The sequence below is a fragment of the Dictyoglomus sp. LHC4 genome, assembly GCF_055181355.1.
Window position 1 is genome coordinate 989,733 of sequence record NZ_CM143707.1, and the last position, 10,971, is coordinate 1,000,703.

Here is a 10,971-nt window from a genome sequence, read left to right on the forward strand (position 1 = left end):
GATGGATTCTCTTAATGTTAATGAGAAACTTTTAGAGATTATTAGAGAGAGAAATCTTATCTCTAAGAGGATATTAGATAACTTACTTTCCTCAGTGAAAGGTAAGGAAGTACAAGAGGTTCTTTTAGAAGAGGGATTAATATCGAAGGATAGACTTACTGATCTATTATCAGAAATTTTAGGGTGGAAAATTATTGAAGGAAAAGAATTTAAACCTGATGAAAACGCATTGAAGATTATTCCTCCTTTTTTAATGAAATTTCATAATTTTGTTCCTCTTAAATTAGAAGAAAGAATGCTTCATGTGGGTTTCTTCCCACCGGTAAAAGCTACAGCACTTGAAGATATAAGATTGCTTACAGGACTTTCAATAGAACCCTATCTTTTAAAAATTGTGGATAAGGAATCTTCAGAAGGTATATTTGAGAAGAAAGAAACGAGTTCTACAACTTCAATTTCGACATCGTCAATGATTTATGGAACTAACGTTTCTGAAATTAAGGTAAAGGAAGAATCAAAGATAGGTATAGAAACAATAAATGATATAGAAATTTCTAAGCTTGTAGAAGAATTAGTTCCTGAAGGTGGATTATTAGAGAAGCTAAAGGGAGAGGAAATCGAGGAAGAGATTATTGAAAAGATGCCTTCAAAATCTGAAGAAGAAGTACCTAAAGAAGAGGTTAAAGAGATTAATGTTAAAGAAGAATCAATAACTGATGTGCTCTCCGAGTTAGAAAGCATAGGAATTGTGGAAGAGATCAAAGAAGAGACTAAAGAAGAAAATATACAACAAGAAATTAAAGAGGAGATAAAAACCGAGGAAAAAGAAGAGAAGAAAAAGGAAAAGGATCTTGCGAATAAGATAATTGAAAGTATTAAAAGTAGTTTAACCACTACTGAGAAAAAAACAGTAAGGAAAACATCAACCCCTGCAAAGAGAAAGCCTCTTGGTGAGATATTATTAGAAAAGAATTTAATTACAAAAGAGCAATTAGACGAAGCTTTGATGCTTGCATCTAAAAAGGGTATAAGGCTTGGAGAGGCACTTTTAGAACTAAAGCTTCTAAGTGATATGGATCTTGCAAAGTTATTAAGTGAACAATTAGGGATTCCTTTTAAATCAATAAAGGAGATAAAAATTGATCCAGATCTATCAAAACTTTTAACAGCTAAAAAAGCAAGAGATAATTTAATACTTCCTCTTTATAAGGAGGATGGGAGGATCATAGTAGGAATTGTAGATCCAGCAAATATAATAGCCCTCGATGATTTAAAAATGGTAACTAGAAATGAAGTTATTCCTGTAATAGTACCACGAAATGAACTTATTGATGCTATTAATCAGATTTGGGGTAGTGAAGAGGTAGAGAAAGTTCTTGAAGAGATTATAGTTCAGAAAGAAGAGGAAGAGGCTCAATATCAAGAGGTTTCTTTAGAAGAAGTTTCATCTGAGGAAGGTCCTATAGCAAAGCTCGTAAATAGTATTTTAGTTGATGCAGTTAAAAGAGGAGCTAGTGATATCCATATAGAGCCTCTGGAAAGAAATGTAAGGGTAAGATTTAGAATAGACGGTGTATTACATGAAATTATGTATATTCAAAAAAGATTTCAGGCAGCTATTGTTTCAAGAATAAAGATTATGAGTGATATGGATATTTCTGAGAGGAGAATACCTCAAGATGGACGTATTAAAGCAAATATAAAAGGAGAAGTGTATGATTTCCGTGTCTCTACATTACCTGGAGTATTTGGTGAGAAGGTGGTATTAAGAATCTTAGGAAGAGGAGCTATATCTTTATCTCTTGAGAGTTTAGGTTTTTCTGAAGATAATTACGAAAGATATTTAAAGATGTTAAAGACACCATATGGTATTATACTTGTAACAGGTCCAACCGGAAGTGGTAAGTCCACAACTCTTTATGCATCTTTAAACATGATAAATTCTCCTGATATTAACATAGTAACAGTAGAAGATCCAGTGGAATATCAACTTCCAGGGATACATCAAGTACAGGTGAACCCAAAAGCAGGTCTTACTTTTGCCAGTGCCTTGAGATCTATTTTACGTCAAGACCCAGATGTGGTGCTCGTAGGTGAGATCCGTGATGAAGAAACAGCAAGAATTGCGATACAGGCTGCTCTAACAGGACACTTAGTATTATCCACCCTTCACACCAACGATGCACCATCGGCTGTAACCCGTTTAATTGATATGGGTATTGAACCATTCTTGATTAGTTCCTCTTTACTTGGAGCGGTAGCACAAAGATTGGTGAGGACAGTATGTCCTTATTGTAAGGCTCCTTATGAACCTACAAAGGAGGAAATAGAAGCTATAAAAGCAACCTTAGGAGACATAGATTTATCTAATGCTACTTTTTATAAAGGTCAGGGTTGCCCCAGATGTAACAACAAAGGCTATAAAGGAAGAACAGCTATTCATGAAATTATGCTTATGAATGACGAAATTAGAGATTTAGTATTAAAAAAGGCTTCTCGTGAGACTATAAAAGAGGCTGCAAGGAAGTATGGAATGGTAACGTTAAGGGAAGATGGAATGCGTAAAGTTCTTAGAGGTTTTACTACTGTGGAAGAAGTTATGAGGGTTACAGCTGCAGATTAAGAGGGAGGTAATAAAAAAATGAAAGAAAGTATTTCTATTATTGAAATACTACAAAATGCTTTACAGAAAGAAGCCTCAGATGTACATATAACTTCAGGAGTATCACCTGTTTTCCGTATTAAGGGGCATTTAATACCTCAAACCCAATATCCTATTTTAACTCCCCAACTTACTTATAATCTTGTCTTTAGTCTTCTAACGGAAGAACAAAAGCAAAAGCTTCAAGAAAACAAAGAGTTGGATTTTTCAGTTGGTATAAGTGGTGAAGGAAGATTTAGAGTAAATGCTTTTTGGCAGAGGGGAAGCTTAGCTGCCGTATTTAGATTAATTCCTTGGAAGATTCCTTCTATTGAAGAACTTAGATTACCTTTAATTTTAAAAGATCTTGCAGCCCTTCCCAGAGGATTAATACTTGTAACAGGTCCAACAGGAAGTGGTAAATCTACCACTCTTGCTTCTATGATAGACTATATCAATTCAAATTTCAGCAGGCATATCATAACAATAGAAGATCCCATAGAATATTTGCATACTCATAAAAAATCTATAGTGAATCAAAGAGAAGTAGGAAGTGATACCTATTCCTTTGCTAATGCTTTAAGATCAGCTTTAAGAGAAGATCCAGATGTCATATTAGTAGGTGAGATGAGGGATTTGGAGACTACAGCTATAGCTATCACAGCAGCAGAAACTGGCCACTTAGTTATGGCAACTTTACATACTGTTGATGCGGTTCAAAATATTGAAAGAATAGTTGACCAGTTCCCTTCTCATCAACAACAACAAATAAGACTTCAACTTTCTGGAGTTATTCAAGGGATTATCTCTCAACAGCTTCTCCCAAGAAAAGATGGTACTGGAAGAATAGTTGCTACTGAAGTACTTATTGGTATCCCTGCAGTGAGGAGTCTCATTAGAGAAGGAAAAACTCCTCAAATATATAGTGTAATACAAACAGGTGGAAGATATGGAATGATGACTATGGATCAAAGTCTCGCTGATCTTGTTAAAAAAGGTCTTATAACTCAAGAAGTAGCCTTTGAAAGAGCTGTTAATAGAGAGGAATTAATGCGTCTTTTGGGGGGAGAAATTAGGAGGTGAGGGGTAGATGGCAAAGGTATATGTTTATCATGCAAGAAATATGAAAGGAGAGCTTGTAACTGGAGAATCAGAAGCAGAAAGTATAAGAGAATTAGCTATGAAATTGAGGGGTATGAATTTATACCCTGTTAGGATTGAGGAAAAGAGGGTATCATCTTTTTTAACTCTTTCTCTAACTTCTCCAAAAGAAAAAAAAGGCGGGAAAGTAAAACTAAAAGATATTACAATTTTTACTCGGCAATTTGCTACTATGATTAATGCAGGTCTTTCTCTTTCTACTTGTTTGAATATATTATCAGAACAAAGTGAAAGTAAAGCTTTGAGACAAATACTAAAAGAAGTACAAAAAATGGTAGACGAAGGAAGTTCTTTATCTGATGCCTTTGGGAATTTCCCAAACGTATTTTCTCCACTTTACATAAATATGATAAGAGCTGCAGAATCAGCAGGAACCTTAGATGAGACCTTAGAAAGATTGGCAATAACCTTAGAAAAGCAACAGGAATTAAGAAGAAAGATAAAATCAGCTATGACCTATCCTGTTATTGTATTAATAATAGCTATAGGGGCAGGGTTTGGAATGCTTACTTTTTTGGTACCTATTTTTGCTGGTATGTTTGAAAGTATGGGAGCACAGTTGCCTTTACCTACAGCTGTATTACTTAGATTAAGCCAAATGATAAGGAAAAATTTCCTACTTATTTTCTTGGCAACTGTGATTTTAGTTTTGGTAGCTATTAGGGCATGGAAGAATCCTAAAATAAAAGAAAAAATAGATGAAATATTACTTAAAATACCTGTTTTAGGTGGTTTAATACAAAAAACATCTATAGCTAATTTTGCAACTACCCTCTCTGCTCAGGTAAGGACAGGAGTTCCCATACTACAAGCTCTTCAATTAGCAGGACAAACAGCAGGAAATAGTGTCTATAGGAAAGCTATTGATTTAGTTAGAACAAGGGTAAGAGAGGGTGAAAGAATAGCTCCAGTACTTAAAGAGACTAAAGTATTTCCGACAATGGTGATACATATGATCTCAGTAGGTGAAGAATCGGGTTCCTTAGAGACTATGTTGAACAAAATAGCTGAATTTTATGAAGCTGAAGTTGCTGCTGCTGTTGAAAGTTTGACATCTTTAATTGAGCCTCTCATGATGGTGGTTATAGGTGGAATAGTTGGTGGTATGCTTATAGCTTTATATCTACCTATATTTACCATGTTCCAATACATAAAATGAAGAATTCTGCTATTATACTCTGGGAAAGATATAAAAAGGAAAAGAATGAGAAGGCTTTAGAAGCTCTTCTTGAACTATATGATGATCTTATTTATTACTGGGCATCTAAGTTTGTATCTTATGGTGAACCATTGGAAGATCTGGTTCAGATTGGCTATTTGGGATTTCTTAAAGCTGTAGAAAACTATGATCCAGAAAAAGGTGAACTATCTACCTATATATCCCATTTTGTATTGGGTGAAATTAGACATTACTTAAGGGATAAAATAGATAAGGTAAAAATTCCAAGAAGCGTAAAAACATTAATCAATAAAATGGATAAGTATATAAATGGGGTATGGGAAAAGGAGAATAGATATCCTACTACGGATGAAATAGCCCGGTATTTGAATGTAAAAAAAGAAGCTGTTGAGGAACTTTTTAGGATAAAAGAATCTATAGTGGCCATATCTTTGGAAGATATGGAAATTGAGATGGATAAGATTAGGGCAGAAAAATTAGAATCCTTTAAATTACCTATAGAGGATAAAATTGCTATTGAACAAACTCTCTCAAAACTTCCTGATATACAAAAAAAAATTATTGAGTTTATATTCTATCAAGATTTAACTCAAATGGAAGTAGCAAAAATTTTAAAAATATCCCAATCTCAAGTTTCAAGGCTTTTGAAAATAGCTTTAAAAAGATTAAGAGAAATGTTTTAAATTTTTTTTAAAGTACATTTATGCATAATTTATAAATAGAGTAGGGTATAATATATAGTGGAAATAAAATCGGGGGAAGGAGGACATTAATATGCGTAAAGAGAGAGGTTTTACATTAATTGAGTTGATGGTAGTTATTGTGATCATTGCCATTTTAGCAGCAGTAGCATTGCCAAACTTTATGGGAGCAACAGAAAGGGCAAGGGAGTCTGCAGTAAGATCTGCAGTAAAAAGTATTCAAACAGCTCTTGAAATATATGCAACAGACAACAATGGTTATTATCCTGCCTATATTTATTCATTAACCCAAGGGAATTACTTACCAGGTGGAAGGTTCCCAAACAATCCAGCGACAAATGCACCTTATGGCTTTACATCAAGTAGCAATGATAGTGGTGAGTCTGCATATAAGATTGTTTATTCTGTTACTTCTGATAATACAGCTTATACTATTACAGGATATGGTAAAGATAACAATAAGGTTGTAATATCAGTCTCAAGTGCTGGTACAATTAGGTAATAAAATATAGGCTAATAATTTTTAAAAGGGGCAAGATTTGAGGTCTTGCCCCTTTTTTTTATCTTTAAGAGAGGGGAAGAACTATTATGAGAAAAGATAAGGGATTTACTCTTATTGAGATTATCATAGTTATTGTTGTTATAGCTATACTTTTTAGTGTAGGAATAGGAAGTTATTACAGGGCTTTAGAAAAGACAAGAGAAAATGTGGCAACTCAAGCATTAAAAATAATTCAGATATCCTTAGAAATGTATGCTACGGAAAATGAAGGGAGTTATCCTTTGGCAAATGGATTAAACGAGTTAAGAGAAAAAATAAAAAAATTTCTTCCTGGAGGAAATCTTCCAGCAAATCCTTATAATGATCAACCTTATTCTGATGAAAACAACAGCTATTATAGAATTACCTATACATATAATCCTTTGGAAAATGCCTATACATTAACAGTATGGGACAGGTATAATATAAAGAGACTTATATTGCTTTCCAATAGAATTGTGATAAAAGGGGGTAACTGAGATGGAGGAACGTTGGAAAAAAATATGGGAAAATTTAAGGCCACAAATATCAGATCTAGCTCAAAAGGCAGGGGAGGTAGCTAAAAAAGCAGGAGATACAATATCAGATATGGCAAAGACCCTAGGAAAGGAATCAGCAAAGTTTGCTAAGATTGGTAAATTGAAGGCAGAGATAGTCTCTCTCGAATTAAACAGGAATGATATTTTTAGAAAGCTTGGTGAAAGGCTTTATGATCTTCACAAAAAAGGAGAAGAAGTTAAAGAAGATAAATTTGAGGATCTTTTAAAAGAGATTGAAAAAATTGAAAGTACCATAATTGAAAAGCAAAAAGAAATCAAGAAAATTGCTGAAGAAGAGAAACTTGAGCCTGAAGATGTGGAAAAAATTCCTACATTAGAAGATGAAGAAAAGAAAGATTAAAGATCTTCCTCCATTGGAAAGACCGAGAGAAAGGTTATTAAACTATGGGGAAAAAGCTCTTTCGGATGCAGAACTTCTTGCCATTATCTTGAGAACAGGGGATAAGAATAATACAGTATATGAGCTATCTCAGAAACTTCTAATTGATTTTGGAAGTTTAAGAAAGATTTCAGAGGTTGGAATAGGAGAATTAATAAAATATTCTGGGGTTGGTATTACAAAGGCTATTCAAATAAAGGCGAGTATAGAACTTGGAAGAAGGATATATTCAGAGAAGAAAAACTTTTTTAATGAAAGTATAATTAAACCTGAAGATGCCTTTAATCTCTTTAAAAATGATTTTTGTGATTTGAAAGAGGAGCATCTTTTTTGTGCATATTTGGATGTTAAAAATCGTTGTCTTAATAAAATATTGATTGCAAAAGGTAATCTGAACTTGGTATATGCAACTCCAAGGGAAATATTAAAGTATGCTCTTCAGGAAAATTCAGCCAAAATTATATTAGCTCATAATCACCCCTCTGGTGATATTTCTCCCAGTGAAGATGATATAATTTTTACAAAAAGGATTGCTGAGGCGGGAAAAATTATTGGACTTGAGATTTTGGACCACCTTATAATATACAATGATAGCTATTTAAGCTTAAAAGCCAAAAATTATTTCTAATATTATGGAGCAAAAATCTCTTTGGGATCTATTTCAAGAGGATAAGAAAGAAACTATAGAAGATAGAATTCTTTTAATTGATGCTTCAAGTATCATTTATAGGGTTTATTATGCTCTACCCCCTTTAAAAACAAAAAATGGAGAAATTACTAATGCTCTCTATGGTTTTATAAGGATTCTTTTAAAAGCTGTTGAGGATTTTAAACCAAATCTTATTGGTATAGCTTTTGACAGACCGGAGCCAACTTTTAGACATATTATTTATAAAGAGTATAAAGCTAAAAGACCTCCTATGAAGGACGATCTAAAAGCACAAATTCCGTGGATTAGAGAATTTTTGAGAATTAATAATCTACCAATTTTAGAAGAGCCTGGATATGAAGCTGATGATGTTATAGCTACAATTGTAAAGAGAAATGAAAGATCTTTGAAATATATTTTATCTGGAGATTTAGACCTAATTCAACTGGTTTCTGATAATTGTTATCTTATTCACCCCCAGAAGGGTATAACAGAATTTATCATATATGATCCCCAAAAAGTTAAAGAGAGATATGGAATTGAACCATATAAAATACCTTTGTTTAAAGTTCTTGTAGGAGATGAATCGGATAATATTCCGGGATTGCCAGGGATAGGACCTAAGAAGGCTATAAAGATTTTAGAAAAGATTTCAAATATAGAAGAACTAAAAAGAAATTTACCTTTGATTGATAGCGATATTAGGAAGGTGTTAGAGGATAATTGGGAACTTATTGAAAGAAATATGGGGCTTGTTACTCTTAAAGATATCGGTAAAAATTTTGAACTTAAGCCTTTTGAAATAAAAGGGGAAGAGAAGGTAGTAGAGTTTCTTAAAAAATATGAGTTAAAAAGTATTCTTCAAAGGTTATTTCCAGATCTTCAAGAAGAAGAGAATATAGAGTTTAAGGATATAGATTTTGATTTAGAGGATATTGTTAAAAGGGAGAAGAAAATTGCTTTTAAATGTCTTGGAGAAAAAGCTTTGGAAGGTATATCCATATCTTTTAGAGAAGGGGAAGGATATTTTATAACATTTTTTGATTTTAATAATGATTTGAGATCTAAATTTGAAAAAGTTCTCATATCTAATGAGGTGGAAAAAATAGGCTCGTATGTTCAGAGAGATCTGCATTTTTTTGAAGGTAATATATCAGGTAAGGTTTTTGATGTAAGTATAGCATCTTATCTTTTAAATCCTGAGAGACAAAATCATTCTTTAGATATTCTTATAGGAGAGTATCTTGGTAAAACTAATTTTATTCCCCAAAAATTTGCTGGATATTTATTTGATCTAAAGAAGATCCTTGAAAAAAGAATTAAAGAAGAAGAATTGGAGAAGGTGTTATATGAAATTGAAATTCCTTTGATTCCTGTTTTACATTCTATGGAAAGATTTGGAATAAAGGTTGATATAGATTATTTAAGAAGGCTTTCTGAAGAGTTCTGTGAGAGAATTAAAAAGATAGAAGAGGATATTTACTCATTGGCAAGAATTAGATTTAATCTTAATTCTCCTAAACAGCTTTCTGAGGTTTTATTTGATAGGTTAAAGCTTCCTAAAGGAAAAAAAGGTAAGAAAGGATATTCGACTTCTTCTTCTATTCTTCAGAATTTGATAAATACTCATCCTATTGTGAGGAAAATTTTAGAATATAGAGAATTATACAAATTAAAAAGTACTTATATAGATACTATTCCCAATCTGGTTAATCCTATAACAGGTAGGGTTCATACTAAATTTAATCCGACAGGTACTGCTACTGGTAGAATAAGTAGTAGTGAGCCTAATCTTCAAAATATTCCGGTAAAAAGTGAAGAAGGAAGAAAAATTAGATCAGCTTTTATTTCTGAAGAAGGATATTACTTTGTTTCTTTAGATTATTCCCAAATAGAACTTCGTATTATGGCCCATTTATCTCATGAGCCTAAGTTAATTTCCGCATTTCAAAAAGGAGAAGATATTCATAGAAAAACTGCGTCTGAAATATTTGGTGTTCCAGAGGATAAGGTAGATGATCTCTTAAGATCACGTGCTAAAGCTGTAAATTTTGGAATTATATATGGTATTTCTGCTTTTGGATTATCAGAAACAGCCGGAATTCTCCCTGAGGAGGCCGAAAAATTTATAGATACATATTTTAAACATTATCCTTATGTGAAAAGATATATAGATAAGGCTCTTTATGAGGCGAGAGAAAAAGCTTATGTCAAAACCATTTTTGGAAGAAAAAGATATATTCCTGAAATTAAAAGTTTAAATAAGCAGTTAAGAAGTCTTTATGAAAGAATTGCTATTAATTCTCCAATACAAGGCACTGCTGCTGATATAATTAAACTTGCCATGATTGATATTTTTAAGGAAATAAAGCAAAGAAATTATAAATCAAGACTCATCCTTCAGATTCATGATGAGTTGATTTTAGAGGTACCTGAAGATGAGATGGAAATAGTACCTAAGATGGCTAAAGAAAAAATGGAGAATATAGTTAAGCTTCTGGTTCCTCTTGTGGTAGAAATTTCAGTTGGTAAAAATCTTGCTGAATTAAAATGAGTTATAAGATTGGAATTACAGGAGGAATTGCATCTGGTAAATCTTTAGTCCTTGGAATTTTGAGGGAGTTAGGTATTCCTGCTATTAGTGCAGATGATATTGTGAAAGATCTCCAAAAAGATCCATATTATCTTGAAAAAATAAGAGTAACTTTTGGAGATGAAGTTTTTGAAGGTGAAAATTTAAATAGAAAAAAACTTGCTGATATTATCTTTAATGATGAATCTGCAAGATTAAAATTAAACAGTATATTTCATCCTCCTGTATTAAAAGAGATTATAAAGAAAATGGAAGAATTAAAAGATAAACCAATAATTGCTGTAGAAGTTCCTTTACTTTTTGAGGTGGGTATAGAGAATTGGTTTGACGAAATATGGGTAGTTTATGTGCCTCTTGATATTCAAATACAAAGGATAATAGATAGGGATAGGATATCTTGGGAGGAAGCCATAAAAAGAATAAAATCTCAAATGCCTTTAGAAGAAAAAATTAAAAAAGCTCATTTTATTGTTTATAATAATAAAGATAAGGAATATACTAGAAATCAGGTTTTGGATAGAATTTCGTACTTATATAGGATGTTATATAATAAAAATTTGGAGTAA

At 32.5% G+C, this 10,971-nt stretch carries 10 protein-coding genes; all 10 read left to right on the plus strand.

Going from position 1 to position 10,971, the window contains the following annotated elements; genetic code table 11:
- The first annotated feature begins 1 nt into the window (after window position 1).
- The 10 genes from gspE to coaE all read left to right on the plus strand — a co-directional run bounded on the left by gspE (window position 2) and on the right by coaE (window position 10,971).
- A complete protein-coding gene (gspE, locus tag ACY3JO_RS04785) occupies window positions 2–2,623 on the plus strand; it encodes a type II secretion system ATPase GspE (RefSeq protein ID WP_463083915.1) in 2,622 nt (873 codons plus the stop codon).
- A 30-nt stretch (window positions 2,624–2,653) separates the two neighbouring features.
- Window positions 2,654–3,724: a type IV pilus twitching motility protein PilT gene (locus ACY3JO_RS04790; protein ID WP_463085652.1), complete on the plus strand. Its 1,071-nt coding sequence runs from the start codon at window positions 2,654–2,656 to the stop codon at window positions 3,722–3,724.
- 7 nt (window positions 3,725–3,731) lie between these two features.
- Window positions 3,732–4,961, plus strand: coding sequence for a type II secretion system F family protein (locus tag ACY3JO_RS04795; protein ID WP_463083916.1), 1,230 nt, complete (start codon window positions 3,732–3,734; stop codon window positions 4,959–4,961).
- On the plus strand, window positions 4,958–5,665 hold the full coding sequence (locus ACY3JO_RS04800) for a sigma-70 family RNA polymerase sigma factor (RefSeq protein WP_463083917.1): 708 nt from the start codon (window positions 4,958–4,960) through the stop codon (window positions 5,663–5,665). Before ACY3JO_RS04795 ends, ACY3JO_RS04800 begins: the two co-directional genes overlap by 4 nt.
- A gap of 91 nt (window positions 5,666–5,756) precedes the next feature.
- On the plus strand, window positions 5,757–6,185 hold the full coding sequence (locus ACY3JO_RS04805; RefSeq protein ID WP_463083918.1) for a type II secretion system protein: 429 nt from the start codon (window positions 5,757–5,759) through the stop codon (window positions 6,183–6,185).
- An 86-nt stretch (window positions 6,186–6,271) separates the two neighbouring features.
- The gene (locus ACY3JO_RS04810; protein WP_463083919.1) at window positions 6,272–6,703 is read left to right on the plus strand and encodes a prepilin-type N-terminal cleavage/methylation domain-containing protein; all 432 of its coding nucleotides are present in this window, start codon (window positions 6,272–6,274) and stop codon (window positions 6,701–6,703) included.
- Window position 6,704: 1 nt separating this feature from the next.
- Window positions 6,705–7,124 (plus strand): DUF47 family protein, encoded by a 420-nt coding sequence (locus ACY3JO_RS04815; protein ID WP_463083920.1) that lies wholly within the window; start codon window positions 6,705–6,707, stop codon window positions 7,122–7,124.
- Complete coding sequence (gene radC, locus ACY3JO_RS04820; RefSeq protein WP_463083921.1) at window positions 7,105–7,791, plus strand: RadC family protein; 687 nt, start codon at window positions 7,105–7,107, stop codon at window positions 7,789–7,791. The genes ACY3JO_RS04815 and radC overlap by 20 nt, the downstream gene beginning before the upstream one ends.
- 4 nt (window positions 7,792–7,795) lie before the next feature.
- Window positions 7,796–10,366 (plus strand): DNA polymerase I, encoded by a 2,571-nt coding sequence (gene polA, locus ACY3JO_RS04825; protein WP_463083922.1) that lies wholly within the window; start codon window positions 7,796–7,798, stop codon window positions 10,364–10,366.
- Window positions 10,363–10,971: a dephospho-CoA kinase gene (coaE, locus tag ACY3JO_RS04830; protein WP_463083924.1), complete on the plus strand. Its 609-nt coding sequence runs from the start codon at window positions 10,363–10,365 to the stop codon at window positions 10,969–10,971. The genes polA and coaE overlap by 4 nt, the downstream gene beginning before the upstream one ends.